At 61.5% G+C, this 20,299-nt stretch carries 19 protein-coding genes; 5 read left to right on the forward strand and 14 right to left on the reverse strand.

Going from position 1 to position 20,299, the window contains the following annotated elements:
- Positions 1 to 99: 99 nt before the first annotated feature.
- Positions 100 to 1,074 carry a porphobilinogen synthase gene (gene hemB / locus AO064_RS29555; RefSeq protein ID WP_012723386.1) on the forward strand — a complete coding sequence of 325 codons (975 nt, stop codon included), beginning with the start codon at positions 100 to 102 and terminating at the stop codon, positions 1,072 to 1,074.
- Positions 1,075 to 1,141: 67 nt separating this feature from the next.
- Here hemB and AO064_RS29560 read toward each other — a convergent pair whose 3' ends face one another.
- Positions 1,142 to 1,756 (reverse strand): LysE family translocator, encoded by a 615-nt coding sequence (locus AO064_RS29560; protein ID WP_064055480.1) that lies wholly within the window; start codon positions 1,754 to 1,756, stop codon positions 1,142 to 1,144.
- A gap of 146 nt (positions 1,757 to 1,902) precedes the next feature.
- Here AO064_RS29560 and AO064_RS29565 point away from each other — a divergent pair, with 146 nt between their 5' ends.
- Positions 1,903 to 2,988 carry a DUF1615 domain-containing protein gene (locus tag AO064_RS29565; protein ID WP_064055481.1) on the forward strand — a complete coding sequence of 362 codons (1,086 nt, stop codon included), beginning with the start codon at positions 1,903 to 1,905 and terminating at the stop codon, positions 2,986 to 2,988.
- 142 nt (positions 2,989 to 3,130) lie between these two features.
- On the opposite strand, the gene AO064_RS29570 is transcribed toward AO064_RS29565, so the two are convergent.
- Positions 3,131 to 3,985, reverse strand: coding sequence for a DUF4349 domain-containing protein (locus tag AO064_RS29570; RefSeq protein ID WP_064055482.1), 855 nt, complete (start codon positions 3,983 to 3,985; stop codon positions 3,131 to 3,133).
- Between the two features lie 155 nt (positions 3,986 to 4,140).
- Here AO064_RS29570 and AO064_RS29575 point away from each other — a divergent pair, with 155 nt between their 5' ends.
- A complete protein-coding gene (locus AO064_RS29575) occupies positions 4,141 to 4,557 on the forward strand; it encodes a PaaI family thioesterase (RefSeq protein WP_064055483.1) in 417 nt (138 codons plus the stop codon).
- A 135-nt stretch (positions 4,558 to 4,692) separates the two neighbouring features.
- Here the strand turns inward: AO064_RS29575 and AO064_RS29580 are convergent, their stop codons facing one another.
- The 3 genes from AO064_RS29580 to AO064_RS29590 are packed head-to-tail and all read right to left on the reverse strand — an operon-like array spanning position 4,693 to position 7,279.
- A complete protein-coding gene (locus AO064_RS29580) occupies positions 4,693 to 5,874 on the reverse strand; it encodes an acetyl-CoA C-acetyltransferase (protein WP_064055484.1) in 1,182 nt (393 codons plus the stop codon).
- An 11-nt stretch (positions 5,875 to 5,885) separates the two neighbouring features.
- On the reverse strand, positions 5,886 to 6,545 hold the full coding sequence (locus AO064_RS29585) for a CoA transferase subunit B (protein ID WP_032886654.1): 660 nt from the start codon (positions 6,543 to 6,545) through the stop codon (positions 5,886 to 5,888).
- A gap of 35 nt (positions 6,546 to 6,580) precedes the next feature.
- Complete coding sequence (locus AO064_RS29590) at positions 6,581 to 7,279, reverse strand: CoA transferase subunit A (RefSeq protein ID WP_010211319.1); 699 nt, start codon at positions 7,277 to 7,279, stop codon at positions 6,581 to 6,583.
- A 136-nt stretch (positions 7,280 to 7,415) separates the two neighbouring features.
- On the opposite strand from AO064_RS29590, the gene AO064_RS29595 reads away from it, so the two are divergent.
- Positions 7,416 to 8,315: a LysR family transcriptional regulator gene (locus tag AO064_RS29595; RefSeq protein ID WP_012723391.1), complete on the forward strand. Its 900-nt coding sequence runs from the start codon at positions 7,416 to 7,418 to the stop codon at positions 8,313 to 8,315.
- Between the two features lie 99 nt (positions 8,316 to 8,414).
- On the opposite strand, the gene AO064_RS29600 is transcribed toward AO064_RS29595, so the two are convergent.
- The 6 genes from AO064_RS29600 to AO064_RS29625 all read right to left on the reverse strand — a co-directional run bounded on the left by AO064_RS29600 (position 8,415) and on the right by AO064_RS29625 (position 16,135).
- Positions 8,415 to 8,744 carry a hypothetical protein gene (locus AO064_RS29600; RefSeq protein ID WP_064055485.1) on the reverse strand — a complete coding sequence of 110 codons (330 nt, stop codon included), beginning with the start codon at positions 8,742 to 8,744 and terminating at the stop codon, positions 8,415 to 8,417.
- A 505-nt stretch (positions 8,745 to 9,249) separates the two neighbouring features.
- On the reverse strand, positions 9,250 to 10,095 hold the full coding sequence (locus tag AO064_RS29605) for an NAD-dependent protein deacetylase (protein WP_046035920.1): 846 nt from the start codon (positions 10,093 to 10,095) through the stop codon (positions 9,250 to 9,252).
- Between the two features lie 8 nt (positions 10,096 to 10,103).
- On the reverse strand, positions 10,104 to 10,544 hold the full coding sequence (locus AO064_RS29610; protein WP_012723394.1) for a CBS domain-containing protein: 441 nt from the start codon (positions 10,542 to 10,544) through the stop codon (positions 10,104 to 10,106).
- 131 nt (positions 10,545 to 10,675) lie between these two features.
- Positions 10,676 to 12,625, reverse strand: a complete 1,950-nt coding sequence (locus AO064_RS29615) for a DNA topoisomerase III (RefSeq protein WP_064055519.1) — start codon at positions 12,623 to 12,625, stop codon at positions 10,676 to 10,678.
- Positions 12,626 to 12,800: 175 nt separating this feature from the next.
- Positions 12,801 to 14,423 carry an MFS transporter gene (locus tag AO064_RS29620; RefSeq protein WP_064055486.1) on the reverse strand — a complete coding sequence of 541 codons (1,623 nt, stop codon included), beginning with the start codon at positions 14,421 to 14,423 and terminating at the stop codon, positions 12,801 to 12,803.
- A 65-nt stretch (positions 14,424 to 14,488) separates the two neighbouring features.
- On the reverse strand, positions 14,489 to 16,135 hold the full coding sequence (locus AO064_RS29625; RefSeq protein ID WP_064055487.1) for a GMC family oxidoreductase: 1,647 nt from the start codon (positions 16,133 to 16,135) through the stop codon (positions 14,489 to 14,491).
- 129 nt (positions 16,136 to 16,264) lie between these two features.
- Between AO064_RS29625 and AO064_RS29630 the strand changes: the two genes are divergently transcribed.
- Complete coding sequence (locus AO064_RS29630) at positions 16,265 to 17,158, forward strand: LysR family transcriptional regulator (RefSeq protein ID WP_046035923.1); 894 nt, start codon at positions 16,265 to 16,267, stop codon at positions 17,156 to 17,158.
- A gap of 56 nt (positions 17,159 to 17,214) precedes the next feature.
- On the opposite strand, the gene AO064_RS29635 is transcribed toward AO064_RS29630, so the two are convergent.
- The 3 genes from AO064_RS29635 to AO064_RS29645 are packed head-to-tail and all read right to left on the reverse strand — an operon-like array spanning position 17,215 to position 20,246.
- Positions 17,215 to 18,312, reverse strand: coding sequence for a DNA alkylation repair protein (locus AO064_RS29635; RefSeq protein ID WP_064055488.1), 1,098 nt, complete (start codon positions 18,310 to 18,312; stop codon positions 17,215 to 17,217).
- An 18-nt stretch (positions 18,313 to 18,330) separates the two neighbouring features.
- Positions 18,331 to 19,677 carry a glutamine synthetase family protein gene (locus tag AO064_RS29640; RefSeq protein WP_064055489.1) on the reverse strand — a complete coding sequence of 449 codons (1,347 nt, stop codon included), beginning with the start codon at positions 19,675 to 19,677 and terminating at the stop codon, positions 18,331 to 18,333.
- 11 nt (positions 19,678 to 19,688) lie between these two features.
- Positions 19,689 to 20,246, reverse strand: coding sequence for a helix-turn-helix domain-containing protein (locus AO064_RS29645; RefSeq protein WP_046035925.1), 558 nt, complete (start codon positions 20,244 to 20,246; stop codon positions 19,689 to 19,691).
- Between the last annotated feature and the right edge of the window lie 53 nt (positions 20,247 to 20,299).

The raw sequence follows: 20,299 nt of genomic DNA on the forward strand, positions 1-20,299 counted from the left end.
GCACACGCAATACACTGTTGGCCCCTTGGCGTTTGTGCTGCCGGGGCCTGGGGCATAAGCTTTCGCCCTAAAGTTTTCTGCCACTTTTTCAGGATATCCATGACCAGCCAGTTCCCCCAAGCCCGTCCACGCCGCCTGCGCCGCTCTCCGGAGCTGCGTGGTTTGTTCCAGGAAAGCGAGTTCACCCTCAACGACCTGGTGCTGCCGATCTTCGTCGAAGAAGACATCGACGACTTCGTGCCCATCACCAGTATGCCGGGCGTGCTGCGTATTCCTGAGAAGAAACTGGCCGGTGAAATCGAGCGCTATGCGCGTGCCGGCATCAAGTCGGTGATGACCTTTGGCGTGTCCCACCACCTGGATGCCAGCGGCAGCGACACCTGGAAAGAGCGCGGCCTGGTTTCGCGCATGTCTTCGATCATCAAGGACGCCGTGCCGGAAATGATCGTGATGTCGGATACCTGCTTCTGCGAATACACCGACCACGGCCACTGTGGCGTGATGCACGGCGCCCATGTCGACAACGATGCGACCCTGGTCAACCTCGGCAAGCAAGCCGTGGCCGCTGCGCGTGCCGGTGCCGACGTCATCGCCCCGTCGGCGGCGATGGACGGCCAGGTCCAGGCGATTCGCCGTGCCCTGGATGACGCGGGCTTCACCCATATCCCGATCATGGCGTATTCCACCAAATTCGCCTCGGCCCTCTACGGCCCGTTCCGCGAAGCCGGCGGCAGTGCGCTCAAGGGCGACCGCAAAAGCTACCAGATGAACCCGATGAACCGCCGCGAAGCCGTGCGCGAATCGCTGCTCGACGAGCAGGAAGGCGCGGATGCGCTGATGGTCAAGCCGGCCGGTGCCTACCTCGACATCATCCGCGACATCCGCGAAGCCTCGCGCCTGCCGGTGGCGGCGTATCAGGTGAGCGGCGAGTACGCGATGATCAAGTTCGGCGCCCAGGCCGGTGCGATTGATGAGGACCGTGTGGTGCGTGAGACCTTGGGCTCGATCAAGCGCGCGGGCGCGGACTTGATCTTCACCTACTTCGCGATGGACCTGGCACTGGCCGGGATCTAGAAAACACCGCAAGTCTAAATGTGGGAGCGGGCTTGCCCGCTCTCACATTATTTGATTGCAGTGTTTATCAGCGTTGCGCAAACGCCAGGTTCAAGCCCAACCCCGCAAAGGCCGCCGCAAAACTGCGGCGCAGCCAGTTCTGCACCCGTGGCGACTCGATCACTGCGCGGCGAAACACATTGGCCAGCAGGCCATACATCACGAACACCGCAAATGTCATCGCCATGAATACAGCGCTCAGCACCAGCATGTGTAGGGCAGGGGCCGTGCTGCCTGGCGTGACGAACTGGGGCAGGAAGGCCAGGAAGAAAATGGTCAGCTTCGGGTTGAGAATGTTCATCAACAGGCCGCGCAACATCAGGGTCCACGCACTTGAAAGCGTAGGGGTGTCGCTGACCGTAAACGCCGAGCGATCCCGCCAGGTGGCGTATGCCACGTACAACAGGTAGGCGACGCCTGCGTACTTCAGCATATCGAACGCTAATGCACTGGTGTGCAATAGGGCGGACAGGCCGAGAGTCGAAGCCAGTAAATGAGGGATGATCCCGGCGGTACAGCCCAGCGCGGCGAACACACTGGCACGCTTGCCGGCGGTGAGGCCTGTGGACACGGTAAAAATCACGCCGGTGCCGGGAATCAGCACGACGATCAGGCAGGTGATGAAGAAGTTCAGGCTGAGCATGGCATTCAAACTCCGTGTACGAATGGTCGATGACAGATCCTGTCACGTTTGTGATTGACTGGCGAGCACGCCAGGGCGGCGAACCCTGGTTAGACTTACCGGTCGATATCTGCAACGCCCGGCCCGCCGCCCTCCAAGGAAACCCCATGTATTCAAGCCGCCTGATCCTGTGCCTTGCCACTTTGCTGGTGCTGGCCGGTTGCTCTACAACACGCAATCCGCAACAGCCGGAGCGTAGCGAGGCCGAGGTGAAGGCGCAGATCGTGCGCTTGCTGCCGGCCAAGGTGTCCGATCGCAATGGTTGGGCCCAAGACATCTACACCGCCTTCGACACCCAGAAAATCTATCCCAGCACGGAAAATATCTGCGCCGTGCTGGCGGTGACCGAGCAGGAATCCACTTACCAAGTCGACCCGCCTGTGCCGAACATGGGCAAGATCGCCCAGGACGAAATCCTGCGGCGTGCCGGAAAAATCCACGTGCCGGCGTTTGTCGTGCGCAGCGCGCTGCAACTGAGTTCGCCCACCGGCAAGACCTACGCCGACCGCCTGAACGCGGCGCGCACGGAGAAGGACCTGAGTGGCATCTTCGATGACTTCATCAGCATGGTGCCCCTGGGTAATACACTGTTTGGCGGTTTCAACCCGGTGCACACCGCAGGCCCGATGCAGGTGAGTATCGACTTCGCGCAGAAACAGGCACGCGGTTATCCCTACACGGTGGACGGCACTATTCGCCGCGAAGTTTTCACCCGCCGTGGCGGCCTGTACTTCGGCATCGCGCATTTGCTCGGTTACCCGGTGAACTATGACCAGCCGCTGTACCGTTTTGCCGACTTCAATGCCGGTTGGTACGCCAGCCGCAATGCCGCGTTCCAGGCCGCGGTCAGCCGTGCCTCGGGTACCGAGTTGGCGCTGGATGGGGATTTGATTCGCTATGGTTCATTGCTCCCCGGCACCACCGAACTGGCGGTGCGCTCATTGGGCGCGAAGCTGGATATGCGCAACCCCAGCATCCGCAGCCAGCTGGAGCAGGGTGAGCAACTGGATTTCGAGGACACCACGCTCTACAAGCGCGTATTTGCCCTGGCTGACAAGGCCGCGGGCAAACCGATGCCACGGGCGATCCTGCCGGGCATCGTGCTCAAGAGCCCCAAGATCACCCGCAACCTCACCACCGCATGGTTCGCCAAGCGCGTGGATGAGCGGTATCAGCGTTGCATGAAACGCTGATCAACTGTGTGGTGAGCGGGCTCCTGTGGTAAGCGGGCTCCTGTGGTGAGCAGGCTTGCTGTGGTGAGCTGGCTTCCTGTGGTGAGCGGGCTTGCCCCGCGCTGGGGTGCGTAGCGCCCCCCATCAAGTACGATGCGGTCTATCAGGCATCACCCGGCGGCTCACTCTGCGCCTGCTTCGCACCCCAGCGCGGGGCAAGCCCGTTCACCCCAGGACGGCTCCTCACCACAAAGCGTCGCCACAACCACACCCACAACCACACGACCGGAAACGCCAGGATCACGAACGGCAACACATAGCTTGACCGTTCCAGGGCGTCGGCTGTGCCTTCCACCAGGTTGTCGCCCAGATTGCTGAACATGCGGCTGAAGCGTGACTGCTGATTGGCGCCGTCAGAGGAGCGGAAATTCAGCGTCACACGGTTGGTGTCGAGACGACGTTGCTGGCCGGCGGCAACCTGGGACAGCTCCTGGAGTTCGTTTTCGATAGCGGCCTGTTCCTTGCTCAGGGCGATCAGGTCACTGACGGTGATGTCCTTGCGTTTGGCCAACTCATCCAAGCGTTGTTGTTGGGCTTGCAGGCGGTCCTGGCGGCGGTGTACGTCGGCGACGGCATCGGCCAGGTCCTCGGCGGTGGTTATGCGCTGGCCGAGTTTGCCGCCTTCTGCGGCCATCGCAACGATCGGCTCCACACCGGTCGGCGCAATGCGCAGAATGATCTGGCCGCCGCTGCTGTCTTCGGTGATGCCGAGGATATTGCAGGCACCGAAGCGTGCCGTTTCGCAGGCCTCGCGGGTGGCCTGCATACGAGGGGCGAGCAGGGCGCCGGGCAGGGCCAGGCTCAGCTCGTGCTCGTAGGCCAGTTGTGCCCCGGCCCGGCCCTGTTCGCCGTTGATCACCGTGGCGCGGGAGTGGTCCTTGGGCGAACAGCCTGCAACGGCCAACGCTGCCAGCAGGAGCAACAGGTAGGGTTTTGGTTTGCCGTCCAGGTGGCGCATTGCTGTTCCTTGGGATCAGGGGGGATTTGACGGCGATTAAAGCGGGTCTGGCGGATTAACGCAAAGCATCGTGGGGGATTTGCGCGGTTGATGGTGATGGCTGCCGTGGGTGGCCTGGCGTACACCTCAAGCCTGACTCCAAGGAAGAACTCGCCATGATTGCCCACGCCGTGCCCGAAGGTTTTGTCTCGCTGCCCCGCAGCAGCCCGCTGCTTGATTTGCTGGGCCCGGCGTATTGCCGGGGGGAGGGCCTGCAATTGGAAATCGGCCTGCGGGCCGACAATCGCCACGCCAATGGACGGGGCACGGTGCATGGCGGGGTGTTGGCGACCCTGGCGGATATCGGCATGGGTTACGCAATGGCGTTTTCCAGCGAGCCGCCACTGCCGTTGATTACCGCGAGCATGACCTTGGATTACCTGGGCGCGGTGCAGGTGGGGGAGTGGATTGTGGTGCGCCTGGAACATCACAAGCGCGGGCGGCAGATGGCGTTTGCGACGGTGAGCCTGCAGGTGGGGGAGAAGGTGGTGGCGCGGGCGAATGCGGTGTTTGCGGTGCCGCGTTCTGACTGACCTGTAGTGAGCGGGCTTGTCCCGCGCTGGGCTGCGAAGCAGCCCCAACACCTGACGCCGCGCTTTACTTGAAAAACGCGGCGGCCTATTGGGGCCGCTTCGCGGCCCAGCGCGGGACAAGCCCGCTCACTACAATCAGCTGCGTTCTAGGGCCAGGGCCACGCCTTGGCCGCCACCGATGCACAGGGTCGCCAGGCCTTTCTTGGCATCGCGTTTGATCATTTCATGCAGCAGGGTCACCAGTACGCGGCAGCCTGAGGCGCCGATCGGATGGCCGATGGCGATAGCGCCACCGTTGACGTTGACCTTGTCGGTGTCCCATTCCAGCTCTTTGCCCACGGCCAGGGATTGCGCGGCGAAGGCTTCGTTGGCTTCGATCAGGTCCAGGTCGCCCAGGCTCCAACCGGCTTTGTCCAGGCAACAGCGAGTGGCCGAAACCGGACCGATGCCCATGATGGCCGGGTCGACGCCGGCGTTGGCGTAGCTGGCGATGCGCGCGAGTACCGGCAGGCCGAGGGCCTTGGCTTTGTCGGCACTCATCAGCAGCACCGCAGCGGCGCCATCGTTGAGGCTGGAGGCATTGCCGGCGGTGACGCTGCCGTCTTTCTTGAAGGCCGGTTTCAGCTTGGCCAAGGACTCGGCGGTGGTGCCGGCGCGCGGCTGTTCATCCACGGCGAAGGCCACCGGGTCGCCTTTGCGCTGGGGAATCAGGATCGGTGTGATTTCGTCGGCAAACCGCCCGGCCTCAATGGCGGCGACGGCTTTTTGCTGGGAAGCCGCGGCGAACGCGTCCTGGGCTTCTCGGCTGATGCCGTATTTGTCGACCAGGTTCTCGGCGGTGATGCCCATGTGGTAATCGTTGAACGCATCCCACAGGCCGTCGGTGATCATGCTGTCGATCATCTTGGCGTGGCCCATGCGTAACCCGGTGCGCGCGGCGGGCAGTACGTAGGGGGCCAGGCTCATGTTTTCCATGCCGCCGGCGATGATCACGTCGGCGTCACCGCAACGAATGGCCTGGGCGCCCAGGTGCAGGGCCTTGAGGCCGGAGCCGCAGACTTTGTTCAGGGTCAGGCTGGGCACGGCGTGGGGCAGGCCGGCAAGGATCGAAGCCTGGCGCGCCGGGTTCTGGCCGCTGCCGGCGGTGAGCACTTGGCCGAGGATCACTTCATCCACTTCGGCCGGGTCCAGGCCGGTCTGCTCCAACAAGCGACGGATCACGGCGGCGCCCAGTTCGGGGGCCGGGATATTCGCCAGCGAACCCTGGAAGCTGCCCACGGCGGTGCGGGTGGCAGCAACAATCACGACGTCTTGCATGGGATCTGTCCTCACTGGAAGTGCATTTCTGGAACGTGGTCCGGGACGATCAGTTTACCGGCGGTCTTGCTCACAATCTCTTCAACGCTGACGCCAGGTGCGCGTTCCTTGAGGACAAAAGCGCCATTTTCGATTTCCAGGTACGCCAGGTCCGTCAGCACACGCTTGATGCAGTTCGCACCGGTCAGCGGCAGGCTGCATTGGCTGAGCAGCTTGGATTCACCGTCCTTGGAGGCGTGGGTCATGATCACGATGATGTTTTCTGCACCGGCCACCAGGTCCATGGCGCCACCCATGCCTTTGACCAGCTTGCCTGGGATCATCCACGAGGCGATGTTGCCGTGTACGTCGACTTCAAACGCACCGAGCACGGTGAGATCGACGTGGCCGCCACGGATCATTGCAAAGGACTCGGCCGAGGAGAAAATCGACGCACCGATGCGCGCGGTCACGGTCTGTTTGCCAGCATTGATCATGTCGGCATCAATGGTTTCTTCAGTCGGGAACGGTCCCATGCCGAGCAGGCCGTTTTCCGATTGCAGCATGACTTCCATGCCTTCGGGGATGTAGTTGGCAACCAGGGTCGGAATGCCGATGCCCAGGTTCACGTAGAAGCCGTCCTGCATTTCGCGGGCGACGCGTTGAGCCATTTGTTCGCGGGTAAGCGCCATTTTATGAGTCCTTATTGTTCGGGCTGGGGGGCGGATTATTTGCGCACGGTGCGCTGTTCGATGCGCTTCTCGAACGTGCCGCAGATGATCCGGTCGACGTAGATGCCAGGGGTGTGGATCTGCGCCGGGTCCAGCTCGCCCGGTTCGACGATTTCTTCGACTTCGACCACGGTGATCTTGCCGGCGGTGGCGGCCAGCGGGTTGAAGTTCTGAGCGGTGTGGCGATAGATGACATTGCCGAAGTGGTCGGCTTTCCAGCCTTTGACGATGGCGAAGTCACCGGTGATGGATTCTTCCATCAGGTACGGGCGGCCGTTGAATTCGCGGGTTTCCTTGCCTTCGGCGACCGGGGTGCCGACGCCGGTAGCGGTGAAGAAAGCGGGAATGCCGGCACCGCCTGCGCGCATTTTCTCGGCCAGGGTGCCTTGGGGGGTCAGCACCACTTCGATTTCGCCGCTGAGCAATTGCTTCTCGAAGAGTGCGTTTTCGCCGACGTAGGAGGCGATCACCTTGCTGATCTGCTTTTCTTCCAGCAGCACGCCCAGGCCAAAACCGTCGACGCCGCAGTTGTTGGACACCACGGTCAGGTCGCGGGTGCCTTTGCGCTTGATCTCGGCGATGAGGTTTTCCGGAATGCCACACAGGCCAAAACCACCGGAGAGCACGGTCATGCCGTCTTCCAGGCCTGCCAGCGCTTCTTCATAGGACGCCACGCGTTTATCGAAACCTGCCATATGCACCTCTTTTTCTTGTGTGTGTGGGCCAGCCAATGAACCGAGTGTTGCTCCGACGGATTGATTTGTTAAGTTGTTTTTTAAGGTTGATTGATTTAGAAAACAGCATAGTCGACCCGCCTCTCGGAGCAACCTCATGACCGTCAAACAGATGCGCGCGTTTCTCGCCGTGGCCCAGAGCCTGAGTTTTGCTGCCGCCTGCGAGCGCCTGCACCTTTCCCAGTCGGCGCTGAGCCTGACCATCAAGGGCCTTGAAGAAGGTCTGGGTGGGCGCCTGTTCAGCCGCAATACGCGCAATGTAGCGCTGACACCCGAAGGCGAATCCCTGCTTCCGCTGGCACGCCGGCTGATTGCCGATTGGGACAACGCCGAGGATGAGCTGCGCCAACGGTTCACGCTGCAGCGTGGGCGGGTCACGGTCGCGGCGATGCCGTCGTTTGCGGGCAACTTGTTACCGCCGATCCTGAAGATATTCCGCGCACGTTACCCGCAGGTGAACGTGACGGTGCATGACTTGATCAACGAGCAGGTGCTGGAGATGGTGCGTGACCGCCAGGTGGAGTTGGGCGTGGCGTTCGAGCCGTCAGAAGGGTCGTCGCTGGCGTTCACGCCGTTGTACCTGGATCGCTTCATCGCTGTGGTGCCGGGTGATTCGCCGTTGGCGGGGTGTGCCGAAATCGATTGGAAAACCTTGCTGGAGCAGCCGTTCATCACTTTGCAACGGCCGTCCACGGTACGGGTGATGCTGGAAGAACACTTGGGCGCTCTAAAGATGAAGCTGCCGGTCGCACTGGAAAGCCATCAATTGGCGACGGTGGGCAAGATGGTTGCCAGCGGGCTTGGCGTCAGCGCGGTACCCGCGTTGTGCGCACGGCAGATGGAAGAGGCGGGTGCTCATTGCATCACCTTGACCGACCCGGTGATCGAGCGACCGATTGGGGTATTGACCAAGCCGGGGCATGAGCTGTCAGCGGCGGCGCAGGCGTTGTTTGATATTTTTCAGGATGAGGCCGCGAAAGGCCGCTTTCCGCTCTGATCACTGCAGGCGCCGGCTGTTGTTGATAACAGAATAACGGTGGCAATAAAAAAGTCCGCTCGGCTCACCGGGCGGACTTAATGTGTTAATTGGTTTTTATCAGCAGTATCTATCAATTACCTTAACGTGCGATTGGTCCTTGAGGTTCTGCCATTCGGTGTTAAGTGTGTGGAAGACTTGCTCGATAAAATTACGATCGGCTGCCGCTTTCTTACCAACATAACCCTGGCCGCGACGGTAAACCTTCAGGCGCGCTGCCAGTTCACGGTGATTGCGGTCGAACTCGGCCTCTTCGGTATTGGGCTCCAGGCAGTCAAGTTGCACTTCGCCCGATTTGCCAATCCACAGGATATGGTCGTCGAGTGTGTCTTTCTGCGCTGCGAACATCTCAGCCAATTCATCGATAGTTGGTTGGTTGTTCAGATTCATGTGTAAGCCCCTTGACCAGTTGGCGATCTATCAGTTGGTTCGTTAAAACTTCGTTAGTTGTCTCCGGTTGCGAAAACCGGGCGTCAGCAACGGTCTGCCGAATACGGGCAGGGTCTTGAACCTGATGCATGTAGTCTTGCTGATGAACTGCTACGCAATGCTTTCATAACGAAGACAAGCCGCATTTGAGCGCCTTGTACCGAGCCCTTTGGGCCGGTCAGCTTCATCAATCCGCCTTGTGGGCAGTGCACATCCGGAAAAAACAGCTCGGCGGTCAGACGAGCTTGTTCAAAACACTGGTTTCCAACGCTCCCGATCCGGGAGACGTCTCGATAATGCAAGGACAAAATCGTTACGTCAACGGTTATGTAGTGGTTATTTTTGTTCACTACATAAATTGCTGTGGGGACGGGAGAATGCGGGAAAACGTGACTTGAGCGTCATTTTTTGTGCGGTGGGTCGCGAGACTGAGAGGGCAAACTCAACACCGTTCAATGTGGTTGTGCTAGCCGAGTCGATCGACCAACAACGGCAACAATCGCTCGCACGATGCCTCGATCTTCACCTGCAGCAGTTCATCCCCCCGGGTCTTGCCCAGGTTGATGGCAATCACGGGCTTGCCGTGTTCGACCATCGCTTTGCACAAGCGAAACGCCGAATAGGCCATGAGCGATGACCCTACCACCAGCAACCCCTCGGCACGTCCTACCGCAGCCATCGCCCTGGCCGCTGTCGCCGGCGCGACGTTCTCACCAAAAAACACCACATCTGGCTTCAAGCGCTCGCCATTGCAATGGGGGCAGTGGGGGACCTGGAAGTGTTCTTCAAAGGCCGGGTCGAGCAAGGTGTCGCCATCCGGGGCCTGCACCGCATGGACTTGCGCCAGATAGGGATTGTCGATTTCCATCTGCCGCTGGATCACACCGCGCTCGCTGCGCTGTTGGCAGTCCAGGCACAGCACCCAATGCAGGCTGCCGTGCAGTTCGATCACATCGTGGCTGCCGGCCTGATCATGCAGGGTGTCGACGTTTTGTGTGATCAGCCCGCTGATGCGCTCGCGCTGCTGCAAGGTTGCCAACGCCAGGTGTGCCTGGTTCGGTTGCGCAATGCGTACCCTTGGCCACCCCAGCATCGCGCGTGCCCAGTAACGGCGACGTGCCTGCGGGGTGGCGAGGAACTCCTGGTACATCATCGGTGCCCGGCCTCGGCGCACGCCTTCGCTGTCGCGGTAATCGGGAATGCCCGACGACGTGCTGATCCCCGCACCGGTCAACACCAGAAAACGCCGTTCGGCCATGGCCCGGTGCAAGGTGTCGAGGTGGTCCTCTTGATGTTCCAGCGTGTCGAGCATGGGGTCCCCTATTCGCCGCGGATGTACTGCTCCAGCTGTTTGATCAGGTCAGCCTGGTCGGCGATGGCTTCTTTGACCAAGTCGCCGATGGACAGCAGGCCCAGCAGTTTGCCGTCTTCGACCACCGGCAGGTGACGCAGGTGACTGTCGGTCATGATGTTCATGCACTCATCGACCTTTTTATGGGAGTCGACGGTGATCACCGGAGAACTCATGACTTCATCGACCCGAGTGGTGACCGACGACAGGCCTTTGAGGATGAGTTTACGTGCGTAATCACGTTCGCTGATGATCCCTACCACCACGCCTTCCTTGATGACCGGCAAGGCCCCGACGTTTTTCTCCGACATCCGGACCAGTGCTTCAAACACGGTGTGGTCGTGTTTGATGGTATGGACCTCCTGGTTTTTCTGGTCCTTGCTTTTGAGCACTTGTGCAACGGTTTTCATGGCGGCCACTCCGGTGTTGTTGTGAGTTAGTCAGGGTCCCCTTACAGAATCCTAGACGGCCCACGCCGAGGCAAGGTCCAAAGCGGCGTTAAACCCGTCGAAAAGCGTCATTCGCGTGTTTTTTTCAGTATTCACCCAGCATTTGTCGGCTTTTTTGCCCGCTTGGGGCTGGCTGTCGTCTTGCGTGGCGCGCTCTTGCGTTTGTTTTTCCACGGCGTGGCGCCTCGACCTGCCGGGCTGGCCGGGCCGGTGATGGTCATGCGCATGCCATTGCAGCGCGCCACCTGCTTGCTCATCCAGGCCGCCTGTTTGGCGACGAATTCTTCCAGGCTCATTTCGCCGCTTTGTACCATGTCCAGCGCCTGCTCCCAGATCGCGGTAGTGCCAGGGTCGGCGATGGCGCGGGGCACCGCGTCGATCAGGCTGAACGCCGCCGGTGTCGCCGACAGCGCCTTGCCGTTCTTCACCAGGTAACCTCGGTCGAGCAACCCTTGGATAATCCCGGCGCGGGTGGCTTCGGTGCCGATGCCGGTGGTGTCCTTGAGCTTTTGCTTGAGCAGCGGGTCTTCCACCAGCTTGGCGACGTTTTTCATCGCCTTGATCAGGTCGCCTTCGGTGAAAGGCTTGGGCGGTTGGGTCCAAAGGTCCTTGAGGTTGACCTTGGCCACCGCGTAATCCTGGCCCTGCACCAATGTCGGCAATGCCTGCGGCACAGGCGCTTCACGGCCCTTGGTCGGCGCGAGGGCTTCGGGCAGGGCGCGTTTCCAACCCGGCTCGATCACCACTTTGCCCACCGCACGCAATGCTTGGCCCGCACAGTCGAAATCCGCTTGGGTGCGATCGTATTCATGGTTGGGCAGGAACTGCGCCAGGTAGCGCGCGCGAATCAATGTGTATACCGCACGATGCTTACCGGTCAGTTGCCCGACCTCCTTGCCGGCACCGGTCGGGATGATGCCGTGGTGGGCGCTGACCTTGGCGTCGTTCCACGCCCGCGAGCGACGCTGGGGATCGATATGCGGCATCAATGCGTTTACCGCTGCATCAGCGCGTCCCAGCGCAGCCAGAATTTTCGGCGCTTCGCTGTGCTGACTGACCGGCAGGTAGCCGCAATCGCTGCGGGGGTAGGTGATGACTTTGTGGGTTTCATACAGCGACTGGGCAATATCCAGGGTTTCCTGCGCGCCGAGGCCGAGTTTCTTGGAGCAGATTTCCTGCAGGGTGCCGAGGTCGAAGGGCAGGGGCGCGACCTCACGCATGCGTTCGGTGCGTAGCTTCACCAGTCGCGCCGTGGCGGCATTGGCCATGGCATCGGCGGCGTCACGCGCCAGTTGCGGGTTGAGGCAGCGTCCCTGGTCATCACAGGCCTCCTCGGCCGCGCGCCATTGGGCGGTGAAGGTCATGCGCTCGTGGTACAGGTCGACATCGATGGCCCAGTAAGGCACCGGCACGAAATCCGCAATGCTGCGGTCGCGGTCCACCACCAGGCGCAGGGTCGGCGTCTGCACCCGCCCTACGGGCAATACGCCCTGGTAACCGGACTGGCGCCCGAGCAGCGTGAACAGGCGGCTCATGTTCATGCCGATCAGCCAGTCGGCGCGGGAGCGGCCCAGGGCCGAGTGATACAGGCTGAAGGTCTCGGCGCCGGGTTTGAGGGCCGCCAAGGCCTTGCGAATCGAGGCATCGTCGAGCGCCGACAGCCACAGCCGTTGGATCGGCCCGCGATAGCGGCAATGCTCCACCAACTCGCGCGCGATCATCTCGCCTTCACGGTCGGCGTCGGTGGCGATCACCAATTCCTGGGCTTCGCCCAGCAGGCGCTTGACCACCTTGAATTGGCTGGCGGTCTTGGGTTTGACCAGCATCTTCCATTTTTCCGGGACGATGGGCAGGTCGGCCAGCACCCAGCGTTTGTACTTGGCATCGTACGCATCGGGCGGGGCGGTTTCCAACAGGTGGCCGATGCACCAGGTGACTGTGACCCCATTGCCCAGCCAGCAACCGTCGCCCCGGCGGCTGGCGCCGAGCACGGCCGCAATATCCTTGGCCTGGGAGGGTTTTTCACAGAGGTACAGCCGCATGGTCATCACATCAGATTGGGTTGATGCCTTGCAGGATGCTTAGTCTGAGGGATTTGAGCAACTGTTATCTGTATGGATGTACAGCAATTTATGTAGGCGCTGGGGAATAAATGTGGGAGGGGGCAAACCCCCTCCCACAGGCGGTCTTCAGTGTTTGAAAAACCGCTGTTACGGATCAGTTGTTATCGATATCCACATGCCGCGTTTCTTTCAGGCAGACCATCCCCACAATCAGGCTCACCCCTGTCACGACCACCGGGTACCACAGGCCATAGAAGATATCGCCGGTGTACACCACCAGGGCAAACGACACGGTCGGCAGGAACCCGCCAAACCAGCCGTTGCCGATGTGGTAGGGCAGGGACATCGAGGTGTAGCGGATGCGCGTCGGGAACAGTTCCACCATCAGCGCTGCCAGCGGGCCGTAGCACATGGCGGCGATCAGGATCAGCGCCACGATCAGCACCACCACCATGGTCTTGTTGACCTGGGCCACATCCGCCGAAGACGGGTAGCCGGCCAGGGTCACGGCGCCACGCAGGGCTTTTTCGTCAAACCCGTCGATACGCACGTCACCCACGCTCACCTGCACCGGGCTGCCGGCAGGTGCCACGGCGCTGCTGTAGGGCAGGCCTTGCTTGACCAGGAAGGTCTTGACCTTGTCGCATGGGCTGTCAGATTTCGCCTTGCCCACCGGGTCGAACTGGAAGGTGCAGGTCGCCGGATCGGCCAGTACGGTGATCGGTGCCTGGCGACTGGCCTGGTCCATCGCCGGGTTGGTGTAATGCGCCAGGCTCTTGAAAATCGGGAAGTACAGCACGGTGGCCAGCAGCAGGCCGAGCATCAGCACCGGCTTGCGGCCCACTTTGTCCGACAGCCAGCCAAAGAAGATAAAGAACGGTGCGCCGATCACCACGCTGATGATCAACAACATGTTGGCCAGGGCCGGGTCCATTTTCAGGAACTGCGTGAGGAAGAACAGCACGTAGAATTGCGCCGCGTAGAAGGTCACCGCCTGGCCGCCGTTGATGCTGAACAGGGCGATCAGCACGATCTTGAGGTTCTCCCATTTGCCGAAGGACTCGCGGATCGGCGCCTTGCTGACCTTGCCTTCCTCTTTCATTTTCAGGAACGCCGGCGACTCGTGCAGGCTCATGCGGATCCAGGTGGAAATGCCCAGCAGCACGATGGAAAACAGGAACGGAATGCGCCAGCCCCACACTTCGAACTGGTCACCGGTGAAGTAACGGCAGGCCAGCACCACCAGCAGTGAGAGCAACAGGCCGAGGGTCGCGGTGGATTGAATCCAGCTGGTGTGAAACCCGCGCTTGCCCGCAGGCGCATGCTCGGCCACATAGGTCGCCGCGCCGCCGTATTCACCGCCCAGTGCCAGGCCTTGGAGCATGCGCAGCACGATCAGGATGATCGGCGCCGCAATGCCGATGCTGGCGTAGGTCGGCAACAGCCCGACGCAGAACGTCGCCACGCCCATCAAAATAATGGTGACGAGGAAGGTGTATTTACGCCCGATCATGTCGCCCAACCGGCCAAACACCAGTGCCCCGAACGGTCGCACCACAAAGCCGGCCGCGAAGGCCATCAAGGCGAAGATAAACGCCGTGGTGTCGTTGACCCCGGCAAAGAACTGCTTGCTGATCACCGCCGCCAGGGCGCCGTAGAGGAAAAAGTCATACCACTCGAACACCGTCCCCAGGGACGAGGCGAAGATGACCTTCTTTGAGTCGTTGCGGGTGCTCGCGTCCATAGACGCGCCCAGGGGTTGAGCATGTTCTGACATCGGGTAGCCCTCACAGTGATTATTTATTGTTGTTCCACTGTCGGCGCCAGGTTTGGCGCCGCTATTCAGATTGCATGAACCAGTTCTTTCTCCGGGGCGAGACTCCTTGTAGGCGGCGAAAGGATCAGCTGCGCGGCTTTCTCCGCGATCATCAGCGTCGGTGAACAGGTGTTGCCGGAGGTAATGCGCGGCATGATCGACGCATCGGCGATGCGCAACCCAGGGACGCCATGCACCCGCAGTTGCGCATCGACCACCGCCTCTTTATCGCTGCCCATGCGGCAGGTACCGACCGGGTGGAAGATGGTCGTACCGATGCGCGCGGCGGCTTCGTGCAGTTCCTCTTCGGTCTGCAGCGAGTCGCCCGGTAGATATTCCACCGGCTTGAACTGGCTCAGGGCCGGTGCGGAAACGATGCGGCGGGTCAGGCGGATCGCATCGGCGGCCACACGCAAGTCTTCCGGATGGCTGAGGTAGTTGGGCCGGATCAGCGGTGCATCCGCCGGGTTGGCCGAGCGAATGTCGATGCGCCCGCGACTTTGCGGGCGCAAGTCGCAGACCGAGGCGGTAAACGCCGGGAACGCATGCAGCGGTTCGCCAAAGCGCTCCAGGGACAGCGGTTGCACATGGTATTCAAGGTTGGCCGAGGCCTGTTCCGGGCCCGAGCGGGCAAATGCGCCGAGCTGACTGGGCGCCATCGACAGCGGGCCGCTGCGGTCGTACAGGTAGCGCAGGCCCATGCCCATCTTGCCCCATACGGTGCCGGCGATCTGGTTGAGGGTGCGGGCGTTTTCCAGCTTGTAGATCAGCCGCAGTTGCAGGTGATCCTGCAGGTTGCCGCCCACGCCCGGTAACTCGTGCAGTACCTCGATGCCCAATGGCTTGAGCACGTTGGAGGGACCTATCCCGGAGCGTTGCAGGATGCCCGGTGAACCCACGGAGCCGGCGCACAGCACAATCTCCCTGTGCGCTTTCCAACTGACCTGCTGGCCGTGCTGACGCGCGACCACCTGGGAGGCGCGGCCGTTTTCCAGCAGCACGCGATCCACGTCCACGTCGGTCAGCACTGTGAGGTTGGGGCGTTGGCGGACCGGCTTGAGAAACGCCTTGGCTGCGTTCCAGCGCACCCCGGCTTTCTGGTTGACCTGGAAGTAGCCGCAGCCTTCATTGTCGCCCTGGTTGAAATCGTTGAGGTTGGCAATGCCGCTCTGCGCCGCTGCGTCACGGAACGCATCGAGGATCGGCCAGTGCAGGCGCTGTTGCTCGACCCGCCATTCACCGCCGTCGCTATGGAACTCCGAGCTGCCGGCAAAGTGGTTTTCGCTTTGCTTGAACAGCGGCAGCACGTCTTTCCAGGCCCAGCCTGCGTTGCCTTCTGCCGCCCAGCCGTCGTAGTCCAGGGCTTGGCCGCGCATGTAGATCATGCCGTTGATGGACGAACAGCCGCCCAGCACCTTGCCGCGTGGATAACTCAGCGCACGGCCTTGCAGGCCTTCCTGGGCTTCGGTCTTGAAGCACCAGTCGGTGCGCGGGTTGCCGATGCAGAACAGGTAGCCGACGGGGATATGGATCCAGGGGTAGTTGTCGCGGCCGCCGGCTTCAAGCAGCAGCACGCGATGGGCAGGGTTGGCGGACAGTCGATTGGCGAGCAGGCAGCCCGCGGGGCCGGCGCCTACCACGATGTAATCGTATTCAGCAGTTGCAAAGGGCATCTGAGGCCTCGCTTGTTTTTCTTATTGGTTCCATCCTAGTTGTTAGTTTTCGTCTTAAAAATGTTAGTTTTTACCCAGCTGCTGTGCGTTTTTAAACAGCGTAGCCGAGGCTCATTCAATGGAGGCGTCATGTTCGACTGGAACGACCTGCGGTACTTTCTTGAGTTGCAGCGCAGCGGCCGCCTGCTTACCGCCGCGCAACGCCTGAAAACCACGCATGCCACCGTGGCCCGGCATATCGAGGCGATCGAGAAAAGCCTCGGCACCGCACTGTTCGTGCAGCATGCCCAGGGCTACGAACTGACCCCCGCCGGCGAAGCGCTGCTCAAGCACGCTGAAGCCATGGAAAACGTCGCGCTGCTGGCCGAAGACGAACTGACCCACTCCGCCGCGCCCCTGGGCAAGATCCGCCTCGGGGTGGCCGAAGGGTTGGGCGTGATGTTCCTGGCCAGTCGCATGGGCGGCCTGTTCGACCGCTACCCCGGCCTGGAAGTGGAACTGGTGGCGGTGCCGCGCTTTGTCAGCATCCTCAACCGCGAAGCGGAAATCAGCATCCACCTCGAACGCCCGAGCGTCGATCAACTGGTCACACGCAAACTCACCGACTACCGCCTGGCCCTCTACGCCAGCCGTGCCTATCTGGACCGCAACCCGCCGATCGAAAAACGCGAAGACCTCGCGGCGCATGCGTGGATCGATTACGTGGACGACCTGCTGTTCAGCCAGGAGCTCAAATTCCTCAGCAGCTTCTGCCGCAACCCCAAGGTGGTGTTCCACAGCACCAGCGTGATCGCCCAGCACCAGGCGGCGCGCTCCGGGTTGGGGATCGCGGTGTTGCCGTGCTTCATGGCAGCCGGCGACCCGGAGCTGGTGCCGTTGCTGCCGGGGGAGGGGATCCAGCGCAGTTACTGGATCAGCTCGCGCCGGGAGTTGCATAAGTCGGTGCGGCTGCGGGTGTTGTGGGACTACGTGGTGGAGTTGTGCGCGCGCGAGCAAGGCTTGTTGCTGGGCGAAACCAACTGAAGAAACCGGATCAATACTGCTCCCACATTGGATTTGGGTGGAATCACTGAACCCGGTCAGGCGCGCAACTCAAACTCGGCACTCCCCAGCCTTTCCCCATTCACCAGCACATGCACCACATGCCGGCCAGGGTAATGCTTGCGGGTGGTCATGTCGCGAATGTGCTGTTCGCGCCGAATGTGCTGCTGCGCTCCGGCACCCAGGCTGAACACCTTGAGCTTGAACACCTTCGCCGCGCCGTGGCCGGTGCTCTTCACGTAGTCGATGGCGTAATCCACCACCAGCTTCTGTGGGGCCGGGGCCGTGGATTCCAGGGTGAAGGACAGGTTGATGCGTTCGCCGAGGTTGATCACCGCTGGCGTGACCATGAGATGGTGGATCTTCACTTCGGCCTTGGCGCCTGCACCCATAAGGGTCAATGCACGTGTATTGCCTTGCTTGATCAGGCTGCGCAGGGCGTGGCGGGCGATCCAGGCGGTGTGAGGGTTCTCCAGGTTCCAGCCTTCGATCAGGCTGAGCACCCACTCCGGGTGGTCCTTGGTGATGTCGTTGAGGTGGTTGGCCACGGACTTGCGCACGTACAGGCTGGTGTCGGCCTTGAGGTGGTCGAGGATCGACGCGCACAGCTCAGGGTCAGCCTGGACTTCGCCCAAGCGAAACGACCAGGGCAAGCGCGGCCGCGACCCTTCGCTGGCCAGGCGGCGCACGTGTTCGTTGTCATCCTGCGACCACGCCTGCATCACCGCCAATGTGCGCTGGAAGGCGTGCAGCAGAAAGTGGCGGATGGCGAATTCGGCCGAGCCAAACGTTGTGAAGTATTTAAGGGCGGCCATGGAGCGCTTGAAGTCATCCCGCCCATAGCTCGCCACGTAGTGCGGCAAAAACAGGCTGACAAACCCACTGTTCAGGCGTGGCGCCAAGGCGTAGAGCAGCGTGAGGGTTTGCGGGTAGTCCAGCGGGATCACCGCATGCAGGCTCTCGCTGACCCGCGCCATGCGCTGCATCACTGATAACTCGGCCAGCCCGGCCTTGGCGTGCTTGAGGAAGCCCTTGGCGTCGAACGCCGGGTACACCGCCGTCATCTCACTGGCGATGTGTTGCAGGCGTTCGACGTTGAAAATTTCCTTCAGCGCCGGGGCAGCTTGGTCGGTCATCGATGATTCCAGGGACGGTTAAAGAAACCAGCGGTATTCCCGCGCATTGATCTCTTGTTGAAAGGCCAGGTGATCCTGGCGTTTGTTCTCGCAGTACACGTCGACAAATTCGGCGCCCAGCTTATCGCGCAACACCGCTTGATGCTGCATGGCGCGTACGGCTTCGAGCATTTCCAGGGGGAAGTCGCTGCCGCTGCTACGGTCCTCGTTCAGCGGGGCGATGGGTTCGCGCTTGGCTTCGAGGCCATGCTCCAGGCCCACCAGGATCGCCGCCAGTACCAGGTACGGGTTGGCATCGGCACTGGCCAGGCGATGCTCGACCCGCAGGTTGCGTGGGTCGGACTCGGGAATGCGCACACACGCGTCGCGGTCTTCAAAGCCCCAGCTGGCGCGGGTGGCGGCATTTACCGTGCCGCCCAGGCGGCGGAAGGCGTTGTGGTTGGGCGAGAAGATCGGCATGCAGTGCGGCAACAATTCCAGGCACCCGGCCACGGCGTGGCGCAGGGGCTGCTGCTGATGGGCTGCGAGCACATTGTTGCCCGCGCCGTCATACAGGCTGACATGCACGTGCATGCCGCTGCCCGGGAATTGCAGGTAAGGCTTGGCCATGAAACTGGCGCGGTACCCCTGTTTGAGCGCCACGCCACGGGTGCTGCGGCAGAACAGGGCGGCCCAGTCGGCGGCGCGCAGGCCGTCGTCGAGGTGGCCGAAGTTGATCTCGAACTGGCCGGGGCCGAGTTCGGCGGTGATCACCGTGATATCGATGCCTTGGTCCTTGGCGGTTTGCGCCATGTCATCCAGCACGCCGCTGAAGCGTGACAGCCGTTCGATGTGCAGGTTGGGCTGGTCGTCGGCATCGTCGCTGAGCGGGTCGCGGGCGAATTGCGGCAGGCCGTTATCCAACGTTTTGTCGAACAGGTAGAACTCCAGCTCAAACGCCACCACCGGGTGGATGCCCTTGTGCTGCAGGCGCTCCAGCACCTTGGCCAGGACTTCGCGGGGTTCGAATTCGATGGGCGCGTCGGTGCCATCGGAGGTCATCAGCATCTGGCCCAACGGCTGTGATTCCCAGCTCACCGGCTTGAGCGTGCCCGGCACCAGGCGGCGGTTGGCGTCCGGGTCGCCGTCGTTGAAGCAGTAGTCGCCAATCTTGAACAACCCGCCCTGAGCCCCCAGCAACACGGCATTCTGCGGCAGCTTCAACGGGCTGCCGGCGGCAACTTTTTCCAGCATCTCGATGGGGTAGCGCTTGCCGTAGAAATGCCCGGGAATGTCCAGGGCGATCAGGTCGACATAACGCACATCGGGATGGTTCTGGCGAAAGGTCCGTACTTCGGCCAGTAACGTGGAGGCATGGCTTTTCACGGGTGTTGCTCCTAGTTGTAAACCCACAACACGCGGGCGGGCAGGTCGGTGAGGTTGGCGTAGCGGCAATGGGCGAAGCTGGCCAGGTGAAAGCTGTCGCCGGGGCCAAGGGTGACCGGATCGGCCTCACCTTCTACCCATAGCGTCAATTCGCCCTCCAGCACAAAACCGGCCTGCTCGGCGCGATCGCTCATGGTTTGTTCGCCGCTGTTGGCGCCAGGGGCTAAGAGGCTGTCGAGCATCGAGAACGCGCCGTTCATGCTCGGTGAGACGAGGATGTCGGTGATGCCATTGGCGTAATACACCGTGCGCCGCTCGTTGGGGCGGGTGATCCAGTCCACGGCCTTGGGTTTGGGCTGGCTGTAGAAGTAGGTGGTGGGCACGTCGAGGGCGTGGCTGATGGCGGTCAAATCGGCCACCGTCGGTCGCGACAGGCCGCGCTCGACCTGCGACAGGAAACCCACGGAACGCTCAATTTTTTGCGCGAGCTGGGCGAGGGTGAGCTTCTTGTGCTTGCGCAGATCGTGGATCAACGCCGCGAGAGTGGCGAGTTCTTCTTGTTGGTTCATGAAATTTATTTCGATTAATTTCATGAAAAATTACAGGATTTATTTCATGCGGG

Source organism: Pseudomonas marginalis (assembly GCF_001645105.1).
Classification (GTDB): domain Bacteria; phylum Pseudomonadota; class Gammaproteobacteria; order Pseudomonadales; family Pseudomonadaceae; genus Aquipseudomonas; species Aquipseudomonas petroselini.